Below are 14,216 nucleotides of genomic sequence, written 5' to 3' on the forward strand. Positions count from 1 at the left end.
GGGGACAAGATGAAACGTCTGTTTGCATTTGTGTCCGCCCTGGCGCTGGCCGCAGCCTGCACCGGAACCGCACTGGCTGCGGAACCCATCCAGGTCAACGAGGACATCAGCGTCTCCGGGGACTACGACTGGACCCGATTTGCCGGCCAGAACGTCACCCTGAACGTCTACAACTGGGGCGAGTATATCTCCAACGGGTCAGACGACAGCGTGGATGTGGTGGCCGCCTTTGAGGAGCTGACCGGCATCCATGTGAACTACACTACCTTCGACTCCAACGAGTCGATGTACGCCAAGCTCAAGTCGGGCGCGGCCAGCTATGACGTGGTGATTCCCTCCGACTACATGGTGGCCAAAATGATTGAGGAGGACATGCTGCTGCCTCTGGACTACAGCAACATCCCCAACTTCGAGCTGATCGACGAGCAGTACCGCAACCCCGACTACGACCCCGAAAACGCCTATACCGTTCCCTATATGCTCTGCACCACCGGCATCATCTACAACACCACCATGGTGAATGAAGCACCCACTGGCTGGGCCGACCTGTGGGATGAACAGTACGCCGGCAACATCCTGATGTTCAACAACAGCCGGGATGCCTACGCCATCGCAGCTTTCAAAGAGGGCAAGAGCATCAATCCCGCCACCACCCAGGAGGTGGACGAGGTGATGGAGCAGCTCAAAGCCCAGAAACCCCTGGTCCAGGCCTACGTGATGGACGAAATCTTTGACAAAATGATTGGCGGCGAGGCCGCCATCGGCGTATACTATTCGGGTGACGCCATCACTATGATCGATGACAACCCCGACCTGGCCTGGGTTTTCCCGGAGGAGGGCAGCGTGCTGTCGGTGGACTGCATGTGCATTCCCTCCACCAGCCAGAACCAGGAAGCCGCCGAAATGTTCATCAACTTCATGTGTGAGGTGGACGTAGGCGCCGCCAACGCCGAATACATCGGCTACACCACCCCCAGCACCGCCGTATGGGAGCAGCTGGACGAAGAGCTGAAGTACAGCGAGATCGCCTATCCCTCGGAGGAAGTCGCCGCCAAAGAGCAGGTCTTTACCGCCCTGAGCGAGGAAGTGAACAGCGAGCTGGACGTGAAGTGGAGCGAGATGAAGAGCTACGACGAGGGCGGCAGCGGCTATCTGTTCCTGCTGTTGCTGCTGGCCATGGTTTTGCTGGCCTGCTTCAATATCTGGCGCAAGATGCGCCGCAAAGCGCGGAACATGTACTGAATCCATTTTCCGGACCGGAAAGGAGCACACGATGGGATACCCGATTTATTACACCGAACAGATCACCCTGGACGAAGGGGACGTGGACTACCGCGGTCTGATGAAACCGTCGGCGCTGCTGCGCTGTGCCGAGCATATGGCCACCGCCCACGCCTGGAGCCTGGGCATGGACAAGGCCTTTTACAGTGCGCGGCACATGGTCTATCTGGTGGGCCGCCAGGCCTTTCAGTTCTATAAGGTGCCTGCCATGCGGGACACCCTGACCCTGACCACCTATCCCGAACAGAACCGCCGCGCCGTCAACAAGCGGGTTATGGTGGTCTGCAACGAGAAGGGGGAAGAGGTGGCCCGGGTGGACACCCGCTGGACGCTGGTGGACACCGATTCCAGCAAAATCCTGCGCCATATCCCCGAGGATATGGAGAGCCGCTGGAACCCCCAGGTGGATTGGGAACTGCCCCAGCAGGTCCCCAAAGCGGCGGAGCTCATCCCGGCAGGGGTGCGCCGGGCCGGCTACTCCCTGTGCGACACCAACCGTCACATCAACAACGCCGCCTATCTGGACGTGGTGTGTGACACCCTGCCCCAGGAAGTCATCGAACAGGGTCCCATGCAGTATGCTGTCATCAAGTACCATCGCCAGGTGCCCTTTGGGGAGGAGATGGAGCTGTTCTACGGCCAGGCCCGCGGAGAAGGGGAGGTCCCCGGCTGGTACGTCACCGGCCGTCGGGAAGGAAAAGCAGCCTTTGAACTGTTCTGTCACTTTTAAAAAGAAAAGCCGAAACAAAATTTCGAGCAAATTACAAAAAAGTTACAAAAAGGTATTGCAAATTGGAGACAAAAGAGTTACAATACAGTTACAGCAGAGAGCCGATACGGCGACTGTGAAATCTTTTTCTTCTTGCTTTTGAGGTGTCGGGCGCAGTCAACCCCTCCTCCGGCTGTTCTCCTTCTCAGCTGTCTGGCTGCGCCACACAGGCGATACCTCACTTCGTGTGCAAAAAAGTCCGTCTCGTAAGAGACGGGCTTTTTTGTTTCCTATGCTGTGCAGACAAGGGGCTAAGTTGCAGCTTCTTCATGCGTTGACTATGCAAAGTGACTGTTTTTTGCAATTGCATTCTGCAAAACTTTGTCGCACGGATATTTTGTATTCCAGCCTCAAATGTGGTATAGTATAGCCAAGTATCATTCCCGGCGTTGCGCAAAACACGTGTGGCCGCAGCGTCTCACAGGTGGCATAGAAAAGGAGATTGGATCATGGCATATTTTTATGAAGAACCCTCCCGTACTTTCGGCGAATATCTGCTGGTACCCGGCTATTCATCGGCTGAGAATGTGCCTACCGCAGTGAGTCTCAAGACCCCGCTGGTGAAATACCGCAAAGGGGAAGAGGAGTGCCCGCTCGAAATGAACATCCCGATGGTCAGCGCCATCATGCAGTCTGTCTCGGGCGAAAAGCTGGCCATTGCTCTGGCCCGTCAGGGCGGTGTGTCCTTCATCTACGGCTCGCAGAGCATCGAGGATGAGGCCGCTATGGTCCACCGCGTCAAGATGTACAAGGCCGGCTACGTTGTGTCGGACTCCAACCTGTCCCCCGAGGCTACCCTCCACGACGTGCTGGAGCTGAAGGCCCGCACCGGCCATTCCACCATCGCCATCACCGATGATGGCACCGCCAACGGCAAGCTGCTGGGCATCGTGGCATCCCGCGACTACCGCATCAACCACACCCCCGACGATGCACCGGTTACCACCTTCATGACCCCCATGAGCAAGCTGGTCACCGCTCCCGAGAATACCTCTCTGCATGACTGCAACAACATCATCTGGGACAACAAGATCAACACCCTGCCCCTGGTGGATGCAGAGGGCCATCTGAAGTACTTTGTGTTCCGCAAGGACTACAACTCCCACAAGGAGAACGCCAACGAGCTGCTGGACGCCCGCAAGAGCTATGTGGTGGGCGCAGGCATCAACACCCGCGACTACGCCCAGCGTGTGCCCGCTCTGGTGGAAGCCGGCGTGGACGTGCTGTGCATTGACTCTTCCGAGGGCTTCTCGGAGTGGCAGAGCCGCACCCTGCGCTGGATTCGCGAGAACTACGGCGACAAGGTAAAGGTGGGCGCAGGCAACGTGGTGGACCGCGACGGTTTCCGCTTCCTGGCTGAGGCCGGCGCAGACTTCGTCAAGATCGGCATCGGCGGCGGCTCCATCTGCATCACCCGCGAGACCAAGGGCATTGGCCGCGGCCAGGCCACCGCAGTCATCGAGGTCGCCAAGGCCCGCGATGAGTACTACAAGGAGACCGGCATCTATATTCCCATCTGCTCCGACGGCGGCATCGTCCACGACTACCACATCACCCTGGCTCTGGCCATGGGCGCTGACTTCGTGATGCTGGGCCGCTACTTCGCCCGCTTTGACGAGAGCCCCTCCAACCGCGTCCGCATCAACGGCCAGTACATGAAGGAGTACTGGGGCGAAGGTTCCAACCGTGCCCGCAACTGGCAGCGGTACGACCTGGGCGGCGCCACCAAGCTGTCCTTTGAGGAAGGCGTGGACAGCTATGTGCCTTACGCTGGTCCTCTGGCCGACGGCGTCCAGACCACCCTGTACAAGGTTAAGAGCACCATGTGCAACTGCGGCGCTCTCTCCATCCCCGAGCTGCAGGAGAAGGCCAAGCTGACCGTCGTTTCCTCCACCTCCATCGTGGAGGGCGGCAGCCACGACGTTCTGCTCAAGAACTCCACCCCCAACATCATGAACGGCTGATTGCAACTCTGAGCCCCCGGTGAAAGCCGGGGGCTTTTTTGCGTTCCCAATGTATAAAATCAGCGGATATTTCTTGACCATGCTGCACATTGCAAACCAAAACAGCTGTGTTATAATTTAAATAAAGGACAAGAGTGGAAAAGGCCATAAACAAGCTTGAGCAGCCCTTTTGGACGGCAGCCAATCGGAATCAACCAACCCTGTTTCATAGAAGAAAAGAGGAATGCTCCATGATGACCGCTATGATTGAATTGCTTGTGATAGGCGCTATAGCTGTTTTGATTGTCGTGCATCTGGTGCAGTTTATTGTGAATGCAGTTCGTGCATCTCGCTCCAAATGACCCGATCCTGGCCGGCGGCGTGTGGCTGCCGGCCTTTTGTCTGTCCTGCGGGATAAGCAAATGTGACATCAGTCAAGACAGATTGCGCGGATTTGACCTGAATTTTGCAAAAAGAACTTGCACCCCGGGGCAAATGATGCTATCATATCGTTAATACCCAGACCCAGCCCCGCACGCAAAAAGGGGCAAACGGATGTTTTTTGCTACAAGAAGAGGGGAACACTCTATGGAAAATAAAGTCGAAGTCATCCCGTATATTCCCGATGAAGATTACGATAACCCTGCCATGGTGGTGGACTTTTATGAGTTCACCATGGCCAACTGCCTGTTCCTGAACGGCTACAAGGACACCAGGCTGGTTTTTGATATGTTCTTCCGCAAGAACCCGGACCAGCAGGGATATTCCATCAGCGCCGGCCAGCGGAAGCTGACCCGTTTCCTGCTTAACTACCACTTCAACGCCCAGGACATCTGGTGGCTGCGGACCAAGGGAATGAGCGAGGAGTTCTGTGACTACCTGCGGACCTACCGCTGGCAGGGCGATATGTACGCTCTGCCCGAGGGCACTGTCTGTTACCCCAACGTTCAGATGGTCCGGATTGAGTGCGACATGGTGGGCGCCATTCTGATCGAGACCTACCTGCTGCAGACCATCAACTTCCACAGCCTGATTGCCACCAAGGCCACCCGCGTGGTGGGCCTGAACACCCATACTCCCCGCAGCGTCATGGAGTTCGGCACCCGCCGCGCCCAGGGCGAGAGCGCCGGCAACGACGGCGCCTATGCGGCGGTTCTGGGCGGCTGCGTGGGCACTGCCAACTGCCTGGCCGAGATGAAGTACGGCGCAGAGGTCAAGGCCGTGGGTACGGTGGCACATAGCTTCATTGAGTTTTTCCCCACCGAGTTCGACGCCTTCAAGGCCTTTGCCGACACCTATCCTGACTCGGTCAGCCTGCTGCTGGACACCTATAATATTATGGAGAGCGGCCTGCCCAACCTCATCAAGCTGGACGACTACCTGATCGAGAAGTATCCCGACGATCCCAACAAGCGTGTGAAGTCGGCCCGGATTGACTCGGGCGACCTGGCCCGCGGTTCCAAGCGTCTGCGCAAGGCGCTGGACGCCGCCGGCAAGCCCTATATCAAGCTGGTGGCATCCAATGCCCTGGACGAAAAGAAGATCGCCAACATGGAGCTGTACGAGCACGCCCACTTTGACTCCTACGGTGTCGGCGAGAACCTCATCACCTCGGCGTCCGACCCTGTGTTCGGCGGCGTGTACAAACTGGTGGCGGTCAAGCAGCCGGACGGCAGCTATCAGCCCAAGATGAAGTGCTCCGACAGTGTCAGCAAGGCCATCATCCCGGGCAAAAAGATGCCCTGGCGTCTGTATGACGCCAACGGCCAGGCCCAGTGCGACCTGATCGCCATGGACGGGGAAGTGATCGAGGCCGGCAAGCCCATCACCATGGTCAACCTGGACCCCGATGCGGTGGAGCGGACCATCACCTTTACGCCGACGGCCGTCAAGCCGCTGCTGGTGCCCCACATTCTCAACGGCCAGCTGGCCATTGAGCTGCCCTCCATCAGCGAGCGCCGGGAATATGTGGCCCGTCAGCTCACCAATGAGGTCTGGGAGAGCGAACTGCGCCTGGAGTGCCCCCACAAGCACTATGTCAACATGACCCCTGCCGTGGCAGAGTGCCGCGACAAGATGTACGCCGAACTGCATGGCGGCCGCGTTTAATGGATTTTAGTTGACAAAAAGCCGGTCCTATTGTATTATATAGTTCGTCTGGAGCTGCCGCATGGATTCTGTGCGGCAGCTTGTTGGGCCGCTGTGGTGAAATTGGCAGACACGAGGGACTTAAAATCCCTTTCTGGAGACAGAGTACGGGTTCGACCCCCGTCGGCGGCACTGCGAAAGAGCGTTCGGACTGTTCCGGGCGCTCTTTCTTTTTGAAAAGAGCACTTGATTTTTGATGCAGATTCATGTATCTTTTCTCTGGCCTTCCGGGCCTATTTCCGTCCGGTCCTTTGCCGGACTGCACAGGAGGTACAACTATCATGAATCGTTCCATCCCCACCGGCGGCCGCTATGCGCTGCTGGATGAGCTGCGTGGCCTCTGTCTGATCAGCATGATGGTCTATCACGCCATGTGGGATCTGATTTTTCTGTTTGGCCTGTCTGCGGATTGGTTTCTGGGCCTCCCGGGATATCTCTGGCAGCAGATCACCAGTTGGATTTTCATTTTGTTGTCCGGGTTCTGCGTGCCCCTGGGCCACAGAACCCTCCGCCGCGGCGCAGAGGTGTTTGGGGCCGGGCTGCTGGTCACCCTGGTGACCTGGGCTTTGATGCCCTCCGATCTGGTGGTTTTTGGCGTCTTGACCTTTCTGGGTTCCGCCATGCTTCTCACTGGTTTGCTCCGCCCGGTGCTGGATAAAGTGCCGGCTCCGGCTGGCCTGGCCGTCTGCGGGGTTCTGTTTTTCCTGACCCGGGACATCAACCAGGGCTTTTTCGGATTTGAGGGAATCACCCTGGCGGCGGTGCCTTCCGGCTGGTACGCCAATTTCGGCACCGCTTTTTTGGGGTTCCCGCACCTGGAATTTTACTCCACCGACTATTTCTCTCTGTTCCCGTGGCTGTTTCTGTACTGGATCGGCTTTTTCCTCCACAAAGCAGTGGGGCGGGACAGGATGGACCCTCTGCGCCGCTCGGTCTGCCCGCCGCTGGGCTGGGCGGGCCGTCACTCGCTGCTGCTCTATCTGCTGCATCAGCCGGTGATCTATGGCCTGATGATGGCAGGGACCTTCCTTTTGTGAGAAAAAGTCCCTTGACAACCAATCCGGAACATGGTATTCTTTTTGCGCAGGTTATTATCAACTAACCTCATCCCTTCGGCGCTGGACAGCCAGCGCTTTTTGCAGGGGAGAGAATTAGTTATAACTAACTATTTTGTACCGTAATCTACTCTCAAGGAAAGAAGGTCTGAACACAATGAACAAGGTTGCAATCATTTACTGGAGCGCTACAGGAAACACCGAGATCATGGCCAACTGCATCGCGGAAGGTGCGGGCGCAGGCGGCACCATTCTCTCCTGTGCCGATGTCACCCCGGCCGCGCTGGAAGGGTATCATGTTCTGGCATTCGGCTGCCCGGCCATGGGGGCCGAACAGCTGGAGGAGAGCGAGTTCGAGCCCATGTTCTCCTCGGTGGAGGGGTGCCTGAACGGCCGGAAAGTGGCCCTGTTCGGTTCCTATGGCTGGGGTGACGGCCAGTGGATGCGGGACTGGTGCGACCGTGTTAAAGGGGACGGCGCAGTCCTGTTCCAGGAGGAAGGCCTGATCTGCAACGAGACTCCCGACAGCGACGTTCAGGATGCCTGCCGCAAGCTGGGAGCCGACCTGGCCGCCTGGTAAAAATCCCCAGACCCCACGTTTTGTATAAGCTTCTCTCTTTGCGGGCATACTGCTTGCGAAGAGAGGTGATAAACATGGAGAACAAAGGTGTTATCTGCGATGTCGGCGAGTGCATGTACAACGTGGACTGCTGCAAGTGCAATCTGCCCCAGATTAAGGTGACCGAGCACTGCGCCTCGGGCAGCTGCAACCAGCAGACCGAGACCCCGCACTTCTGCCAGAACTACCAGAAGAAGTAACTCCATCTGAAAAAGCTCCCCCGCCGCGCATCCTCTCAGGGCGTGCGGCAGGGGAGCTTTGTTTTGGTTTTTAGCGCAACGTTACGTTGCAGGTGGCAAGACTGCGGACCAGGGTGTCCACGCTGTCTTTCATCTGAATGCTGTTCATGCCCAGCTGGAAGGCGGTCTGGACATTGGCCCGGCTGTCATCAATGAAGATGCACTCGCTGGCCACCAGCTGATACTTTTTCAGCAGTTCCTTGTAGATCCGGGGGTCCGGCTTGTTGATGTGGACTTCGCAGGAGGCCACGCCGCCGTCAAAAAGACCTTCCAGACCGCGGCTCATCAGCAGAGCCAGGGTGTCCTCGGGGATGTTGCTCAGGTAGTAGACGCAGTAGCCGTGGTTTTTCAGGCGTCGAACCAGCTCCACCATCCGGCGGCGCAGGCGGAGGATGGAAGTCCAGTTTTCCAGCACTTCCTGCACCTCAAAGCCGCAGTGTTCGGCCTGGGCGGCGGCCAGCATGGCCTGATTGCCCTCGTAGCGGGAGCACAGGCCGGCGTCCAGTTTTTTCCAGGTCTCGCTGCCGAAGGTCAGCCGGTAGACCTTGTCCTCGGTAGAGCTGTTGCAAAAGCGCTCCAGCAGAAAGTCCTTGGGGCTGAAGTCCACCATGACGCCGCCCAGATCAAAAATAACATTTTTATACATAATCTTAGCTCCTGATCCGGCCCGGAAGCCGGATTCGATACACATTTTTCTTTGTACTGCATAGTATAACACATCGGGGCCAGTGATTTCCACTGGTTTTTCCTGCGAAGCACAGCGACAGCCCGCGCCCTGTGCTGTCCGGTACAGGACGGGCCGAAAGGGGGAGCGTACCGTGACATTCCGTGAACTGAGCAAAAAAGAAGTGGTCCAGCTCAAAGAAGGGGCCTGCCTGGGCAAGATTGACGATATGGTCATCGACCCCGAACACGCCAGAATTGAAAAGCTCCTGATGCTGGGCCGGCCCAAGCTGTTTGGGCTTTTGGGCCGCGGCGAAACTTTGGTGATCGAGTGGGACGAGATCGAGAAGATCGGCGCCGACGCCCTTCTGGTCAGCACCGAACTGCCGGAGGACAACGGGCAGGAGGATAAAAAACAGGGCCTTCTGGAACGGCTTCTGGGCAAATAATCGCCGGTCAAGATGGAAAATTTCACAAGAATATGAGTAGACTTTAGGTCGAATTGCGCTATAATAGGATTCGGATTCGCTGCGGGCCGGGTGCCCGCACCGAAAGAAAAACAGGAAGTGGAGTTCGTATGAAATACAAACAACAGACGACAGCTTCCCTGGGCGTATTGATCGCCCGGGGGATTTTTCCGTTTGCGGCATCCCTGATCTTTTTGGTTTTGACCGAGTGGGTGGCGCGGGGCGAGCTGACAGGGGAGACCTGGGCAGAATATATCCAGCCTCATCTGGAGTCCTATCTGCTGTCCTGGCTGTTCCTGTTTCTGATCTGGATGGTGGTGGACACCGTCACCCGTCTGGCCCCGCTGGCCACTTTTTTGTCCGGGTGCACTGGTCTGGTGCCGGCAACGGTCAACTTTTATACCCTGCAGCTGCGGGGTGAACCCTTTCTCCCGTGGGACCTGACCCAGGTGGAGGAGGCCGCCGGCGTGGCGGCCGCTGCCGGCCTGAAGGTTCAGACCAGCATGATCTGTTCCAGCGTTCTGCTGGCGGCGCTGACGGTGCTGGCGTTTTTTCTCTACCGCAGGCGTGACAAAATGGTTTTGCCGGTGCGGCTGGTCAGCGTGGCCGCTTCGCTGGCGGCCCTGCTGACCCTGATCTTCGGGATTTACCTGCAGCCGGCGGTCACCCAGTGGTTCGGCATTTATTCCGACGCCTGGATGCAGGACCGCTACTACCGCTGGTACGGGGTCATCACTGGGTTTATGACCAACCTCACCAACCTGGAAATCAATGCTCCCGAGGACTACACCGAGGAGGCTGTCAACGCGCTGCTGGACGACGTGGAGGCCGCCCAGCACTTTGAAACCGGTCCCAATTATCCCACCAGCTACGGCGCCACCACCGACCCCGCCCAGGTGGAAAAGACCCCCACCATTATTTATGTGATGGACGAGTCCTATTGGGATGTGAGCGAGCTGGAGCAATACGGCGTCACCTTTGATACCGACGTCTCGCCCAACCTCCATGCTCTGCAGCAGACCAGTGCCTACGGCAAGGTGTACAGCCCCAGTTTTGGCGGCGGCACCTGTGACGTGGAGTTTGAGGCCCTGACCGGCTATTCGGTGGGCTTTCTGCCCTCGGGCTGCAAGCCCTATCAGCAGCACGTCACCAAGCCCATGTTTGCCCTGCCTTCCTATCTCAAGAGCCAGGGCTATCAGACCGCAGCGGTTCACTGCTACTATGCCAAGTACTGGAGCCGCAACACTGCTTATCCCAATCTGGGATTCGATGATTTCATCAGCCTGGAGGATATGCGCGGGGTGGACAAGGTGCGGAGCTACTACTGGCCGGGCGGCCTGGTCACCGACGCCTCCATGGGGGAACAGATCATCCAGGAGTACGAGCGTCTGAAAGAATCCTCGGACGCGCCGGTTTTCCTCCATGCCGTCACCATGCAGAACCATACCAACTACAACGCGGCCAACTATCCGGATGAGGAACGGGTCCACGTCACCAGCGCGCCGGCCGGCCTCAAACAGAGCACCATCGGCGCTTTGGAGGACTTCGCCACCGGCGTCCGGGATGCGGACGCTTTGCTGGGCCAGCTGGTGAGCTATTTCTCCCAGGTGGACGAGCCGGTGATTTTGGTTTTCTGGGGAGACCACTACAACCCCATTGATTCGGGCTACGATGTGTACACCCAGACCGGCTATGCCAGCGCCGACAGCTCCGACCCGGCCCTCTATCAGACCACGCTGCTGATGTGGTCCAACTACAGCAATGCCCAGGTGGACCTGGGCACCATCGCCGCCTATGAGGTGTCGCCGGTGATGATGGATATTTTCGGACTGGAACAGCCCCTCTATTTCCAGTACCTGAACCGGCAGCTCCGCTATGGATACCGCAGCTGCACCGGCGGCAAAACCATCCTCTGGAACGGCACGGTGTCCGACAGCCTGACCCCGCAGCAGGAGCGCTGGCGGAACAATCACTGGCTGCTGCAATACGACCTGATGTTCGGGGAAGGCTATGCTTTGGACCGAATGGGAATCTCTCTGGAAGAAAACGGGTAAAAACCGCCCCGGAATGCGAAAATTGGTCTTGCATCCGGGCCCGAGCTGTGCTATTATATTTAAGGTGTGTCCGGTCAAACGGGCCGGTGCGCCGATCAACCATCACACACGCATCACTATGCCCTTTTGTGCTTCTTCGGAAGTGGAGGGCAGTCTGCCGCCCTGTACCATGTGGGGAGGGCAGATCACGGTGTGCGGAGGTCAAAACAATTTGGAGGTAATTTATCATGGCAGTCATTTCTATGAAGCAGCTTCTCGAAGCAGGCGTGCACTTCGGTCACCAGACCCGCCGCTGGAACCCCAAGATGGCGAAGTATATCTTCACCGAGCGCAACGGCATCTATATCATCGACCTGCAGAAGACCGTCAAGAAGCTGGACGAGGCTTACAACTACGTGAAGGAAGTCGCAGCTGAGGGCGGCGAGATCCTGTTCGTCGGCACCAAGAAGCAGGCTCAGGAGTCCATCCGTGACGAGGCCAACCGCTGCGGCATGCACTACGTCAATGCTCGCTGGCTGGGCGGCATGCTGACCAACTTCCGCACCATCCGCAAGCGCATCGACCGCATGGAGCAGCTGAAGAAGATGCAGGAGAACGGCACCTTCGAGCTGCTGCCCAAGAAGGAAGTCGCTAAGCTGGAGCTGGAGATGGAGAAGCTGGACAAGTACCTGGGCGGCGTGAAGAACATGAAGACCCTGCCCAAGGCTCTGTTCATCGTTGACCCCCACAAGGAGCGCATCGCTGTCTCCGAGGCTCGCAAGCTGCACATCCCCATCATTGCCATCGTTGATACCAACTGCAACCCCGACGAGATCGACTGGGTCATCCCCGGCAACGACGACGCTATCCGCGCTGTCAAGCTGATTGCCGGCGCTATGGCTGACGCCGTTCTGGAGGGCAAGCAGGGCAACCAGGAGGCCGTTCCCGCTGAGGAAGCTGCCAACGCCTGATTTCTCCGGCACCAACAGGCAACGATAGAATAGGAGAGGATTACAATGGCTATTTCTGCAAAGGACGTTATGGAACTGCGCAAGCAGACCGACTGCGGCATGATGGAGTGCAAGAAGGCTCTGACCGATGCCAACGGCGATTTCGCCAAGGCTGTCGAGCTGCTGCGTGAGCGCGGCCTGGCCACTGCTGCCAAGAAGGCCGGCCGTGTGGCCGCCGAGGGCATGGTCTACGCTGATTACTGTTCTGAGTGCAAGGTCGGCGTGGTCATCGAGGTCAACGCTGAGACCGACTTCGTCGCCAAGAACGAGAAGTTTGTCGAGTTCGTCAAGGAAGCAGCCAAGGTCATCATGCAGCAGAACCCCGCTGACATCGATGCTCTGATGAACTGCAAGATGGGCGACACCACCGTGGACGACGCTCTGAAGCAGCTGATCCTGGTCATCAAGGAGAACATCAAGGTTCGCCGTTTCGTCCGTTACGAGGGCCCCTGCGCAGCTTATGTGCACGGCGGCGGCACCCACGCTGTTCTGGTCAACTTCGAGACTTCCGATGAGATCGCTGCAAAGCCCGAGTTCACCGCTTACGGCAAGGACATCGCTATGCAGATCGCTGCTGCCAACCCCAGCTACCTGGACGAGGCCAGCGTTCCCGCTGAGGTCATCGACAAGGAGAAGGAGATCATGCTGGTCCAGATGTCCAGCGATCCCAAGAACGCCAACAAGCCCGAGGCTGTCAAGATCAAGATGATCGAGGGCAAGCTGAAGAAGTACTACAAGGAGAACTGCCTGGTTGACCAGGAGTTCGTCAAGGACGGCGACCTGTCTGTTGCTCAGTACACCGCTAAGGTGGCCAAGGAGCTGGGCGGCGACATCAAGATCGTCAAGTTCGCCCGCTTCCAGAAGGGCGAGGGCCTGGAGAAGCGTTCCGACGACTTCGCAGCTGAAGTCGCCAGCATGGTGAAGTAAGCGTTTTTGCGCCATTCACCCACAACCAAACCCCGTCGGGGGCGCTGCCTGTCACAGGGCAGCGCCCTCTTTTTGCGTTCTCCTGGCAGAAAAGATCCTTCGACCTCTTGACTTTTACGCTTTCCCATGCTAAAGTGAAAGGACAATGACGCCGCAGGAAAATACAGGAGGCCGTCCCATGACAGACAAAAATCCCAGACGTAACGCCCTGACCGACTCGCTCTTTGATGCGATTCTGAGCCTTCGGGACAGGGAAGAGTGTTATCGCTTTTTTGATGACCTGTGCACCGTGAAGGAAATTTCCGACATGTCCCAGCGGTTGGAGGCTGCCAAGCTCCTGCTGGAGGGCAAGACCTACGAGCAGATCGTCAAGTCGGCGGAGATCAGCACCGCCACCATCAGCCGGATCAACCGCTGCATTCAGTACGGAGCCGGCGGCTATCAGACCATCATTGAGCGGATGCAGAAGTCGAAACAGGAAGAAACCTGACCTTCTGCACACATGGCAGGTCGGCGGCATAGACTGGCGTATCCAAAACAGATGAAAGGGAGGATATCCGCTATGACCACCATCAATACCACTTGCCCCAAGATCGAGGCCCATTCGCTGCATCAGGTTGTTCTGGACCTGTTCGAGAGCATCGCCATGCAGGAGAGCGCCCTGAGCTACATCCTCTGCGCCGAGAGCCAGAAGATGAAGACCGCCCTCAATATGGATGGCATCGACCTGTGCAAGCTGCTGGAGATCAACGACTCTGCCACCAACATGGTCCACGCCGTGGCCAACCTGGAGCTGGTGCTCAAGGATAAGCTGGAGTTCGTCACCAACAACCTGTCTTATGACGGTGAGGGCTGCTGCACCGACAACAACAACCCCATCTGCTGATGACGCTGCTCTGAAGCCAAACGTTCCCTTTGCAGCCCGTCCCATCGCCTGGGACGGGCGTTTTGCGTTGCTTTTCGCGGGGACAAGCTGTTTTTGCGGCCGGACTTGTTTAGGATATAAATGGAAAATTCGTTAAATCATCACCCTGGAATTGCCCATTGGGGCAAATTGTGCTA

Annotated in this window: 14 protein-coding genes and 1 tRNA gene; 14 read left to right on the forward strand and 1 reads right to left on the reverse strand. The window is 57.5% G+C overall.

Annotation, left to right across the window (positions count from 1 at the left end; genetic code table 11):
• Window positions 1-9 precede the first annotated feature (9 nt).
• The 8 genes from B5E67_RS00960 to B5E67_RS00995 all read left to right on the forward strand — a co-directional run bounded on the left by B5E67_RS00960 (window position 10) and on the right by B5E67_RS00995 (window position 8,015).
• A complete protein-coding gene (locus B5E67_RS00960) occupies window positions 10-1,242 on the forward strand; it encodes a spermidine/putrescine ABC transporter substrate-binding protein (RefSeq protein WP_087381898.1) in 1,233 nt (410 codons plus the stop codon).
• Window positions 1,243-1,273: 31 nt separating this feature from the next.
• Window positions 1,274-2,011 (forward strand): acyl-ACP thioesterase domain-containing protein, encoded by a 738-nt coding sequence (locus B5E67_RS00965; RefSeq protein WP_087381901.1) that lies wholly within the window; start codon window positions 1,274-1,276, stop codon window positions 2,009-2,011.
• A 488-nt stretch (window positions 2,012-2,499) separates the two neighbouring features.
• On the forward strand, window positions 2,500-4,014 hold the full coding sequence (locus tag B5E67_RS00970; RefSeq protein ID WP_087245626.1) for an IMP dehydrogenase: 1,515 nt from the start codon (window positions 2,500-2,502) through the stop codon (window positions 4,012-4,014).
• Between the two features lie 567 nt (window positions 4,015-4,581).
• Window positions 4,582-6,102 (forward strand): nicotinate phosphoribosyltransferase, encoded by a 1,521-nt coding sequence (locus B5E67_RS00975; RefSeq protein ID WP_087245628.1) that lies wholly within the window; start codon window positions 4,582-4,584, stop codon window positions 6,100-6,102.
• Between the two features lie 87 nt (window positions 6,103-6,189).
• Window positions 6,190-6,273, forward strand: a tRNA-Leu gene (locus tag B5E67_RS00980).
• Window positions 6,274-6,422: 149 nt separating this feature from the next.
• Entirely contained in the window at window positions 6,423-7,178 is a 756-nt protein-coding gene (locus B5E67_RS00985) for a heparan-alpha-glucosaminide N-acetyltransferase domain-containing protein (protein ID WP_087381904.1), read from the forward strand.
• A gap of 175 nt (window positions 7,179-7,353) precedes the next feature.
• Window positions 7,354-7,776: a flavodoxin gene (locus B5E67_RS00990; protein WP_087381907.1), complete on the forward strand. Its 423-nt coding sequence runs from the start codon at window positions 7,354-7,356 to the stop codon at window positions 7,774-7,776.
• A gap of 74 nt (window positions 7,777-7,850) precedes the next feature.
• Window positions 7,851-8,015 (forward strand): DUF1540 domain-containing protein, encoded by a 165-nt coding sequence (locus B5E67_RS00995; RefSeq protein ID WP_087364494.1) that lies wholly within the window; start codon window positions 7,851-7,853, stop codon window positions 8,013-8,015.
• Between the two features lie 70 nt (window positions 8,016-8,085).
• Here B5E67_RS00995 and B5E67_RS01000 read toward each other — a convergent pair whose 3' ends face one another.
• Window positions 8,086-8,700: an HAD family phosphatase gene (locus B5E67_RS01000; RefSeq protein ID WP_087381910.1), complete on the reverse strand. Its 615-nt coding sequence runs from the start codon at window positions 8,698-8,700 to the stop codon at window positions 8,086-8,088.
• A 172-nt stretch (window positions 8,701-8,872) separates the two neighbouring features.
• Between B5E67_RS01000 and B5E67_RS01005 the strand changes: the two genes are divergently transcribed.
• The 6 genes from B5E67_RS01005 (at window position 8,873) to B5E67_RS01030 (ending at window position 14,040) form a co-directional block, all read left to right on the forward strand.
• On the forward strand, window positions 8,873-9,166 hold the full coding sequence (locus B5E67_RS01005; protein ID WP_087245638.1) for a YlmC/YmxH family sporulation protein: 294 nt from the start codon (window positions 8,873-8,875) through the stop codon (window positions 9,164-9,166).
• A gap of 128 nt (window positions 9,167-9,294) precedes the next feature.
• Window positions 9,295-11,238, forward strand: a complete 1,944-nt coding sequence (locus tag B5E67_RS01010; protein ID WP_087381913.1) for an LTA synthase family protein — start codon at window positions 9,295-9,297, stop codon at window positions 11,236-11,238.
• Window positions 11,239-11,465: 227 nt separating this feature from the next.
• The gene (rpsB, locus tag B5E67_RS01015; RefSeq protein ID WP_087245642.1) at window positions 11,466-12,188 is read left to right on the forward strand and encodes a 30S ribosomal protein S2; all 723 of its coding nucleotides are present in this window, start codon (window positions 11,466-11,468) and stop codon (window positions 12,186-12,188) included.
• Between the two features lie 45 nt (window positions 12,189-12,233).
• On the forward strand, window positions 12,234-13,154 hold the full coding sequence (gene tsf, locus B5E67_RS01020) for a translation elongation factor Ts (RefSeq protein WP_087245644.1): 921 nt from the start codon (window positions 12,234-12,236) through the stop codon (window positions 13,152-13,154).
• Window positions 13,155-13,332: 178 nt separating this feature from the next.
• Window positions 13,333-13,644: a YerC/YecD family TrpR-related protein gene (locus B5E67_RS01025; protein WP_087381916.1), complete on the forward strand. Its 312-nt coding sequence runs from the start codon at window positions 13,333-13,335 to the stop codon at window positions 13,642-13,644.
• Between the two features lie 72 nt (window positions 13,645-13,716).
• Window positions 13,717-14,040, forward strand: a complete 324-nt coding sequence (locus tag B5E67_RS01030; RefSeq protein ID WP_087245648.1) for a hypothetical protein — start codon at window positions 13,717-13,719, stop codon at window positions 14,038-14,040.
• The last annotated feature ends 176 nt before the right edge of the window (window positions 14,041-14,216 follow it).

The organism is Faecalibacterium sp. An122 (assembly GCF_002160895.1).
Classification (GTDB): domain Bacteria; phylum Bacillota; class Clostridia; order Oscillospirales; family Ruminococcaceae; genus Faecalibacterium.

What these genes read in the sequence shown, in the direction of transcription:
- B5E67_RS01030 (WP_087245648.1), top strand. Translation starts at nt 13,717, where the DNA reads ATGACCACCATCAATACCACTTGCCCCAAGATCGAGGCCCATTCGCTG.
- B5E67_RS00960 (WP_087381898.1), top strand. Translation starts at nt 10, where the DNA reads ATGAAACGTCTGTTTGCATTTGTGTCCGCCCTGGCGCTGGCCGCAGCC.
- rpsB (WP_087245642.1), top strand. Translation starts at nt 11,466, where the DNA reads ATGGCAGTCATTTCTATGAAGCAGCTTCTCGAAGCAGGCGTGCACTTC.
- B5E67_RS01010 (WP_087381913.1), top strand. Translation starts at nt 9,295, where the DNA reads ATGAAATACAAACAACAGACGACAGCTTCCCTGGGCGTATTGATCGCC.
- B5E67_RS00975 (WP_087245628.1), top strand. Translation starts at nt 4,582, where the DNA reads ATGGAAAATAAAGTCGAAGTCATCCCGTATATTCCCGATGAAGATTAC.
- B5E67_RS00970 (WP_087245626.1), top strand. Translation starts at nt 2,500, where the DNA reads ATGGCATATTTTTATGAAGAACCCTCCCGTACTTTCGGCGAATATCTG.
- B5E67_RS01000 (WP_087381910.1), bottom strand. Translation starts at nt 8,700, where the DNA reads ATGTATAAAAATGTTATTTTTGATCTGGGCGGCGTCATGGTGGACTTC.
- tsf (WP_087245644.1), top strand. Translation starts at nt 12,234, where the DNA reads ATGGCTATTTCTGCAAAGGACGTTATGGAACTGCGCAAGCAGACCGAC.
- B5E67_RS01025 (WP_087381916.1), top strand. Translation starts at nt 13,333, where the DNA reads ATGACAGACAAAAATCCCAGACGTAACGCCCTGACCGACTCGCTCTTT.
- B5E67_RS00990 (WP_087381907.1), top strand. Translation starts at nt 7,354, where the DNA reads ATGAACAAGGTTGCAATCATTTACTGGAGCGCTACAGGAAACACCGAG.
- B5E67_RS00965 (WP_087381901.1), top strand. Translation starts at nt 1,274, where the DNA reads ATGGGATACCCGATTTATTACACCGAACAGATCACCCTGGACGAAGGG.
- B5E67_RS00995 (WP_087364494.1), top strand. Translation starts at nt 7,851, where the DNA reads ATGGAGAACAAAGGTGTTATCTGCGATGTCGGCGAGTGCATGTACAAC.
- B5E67_RS00985 (WP_087381904.1), top strand. Translation starts at nt 6,423, where the DNA reads ATGAATCGTTCCATCCCCACCGGCGGCCGCTATGCGCTGCTGGATGAG.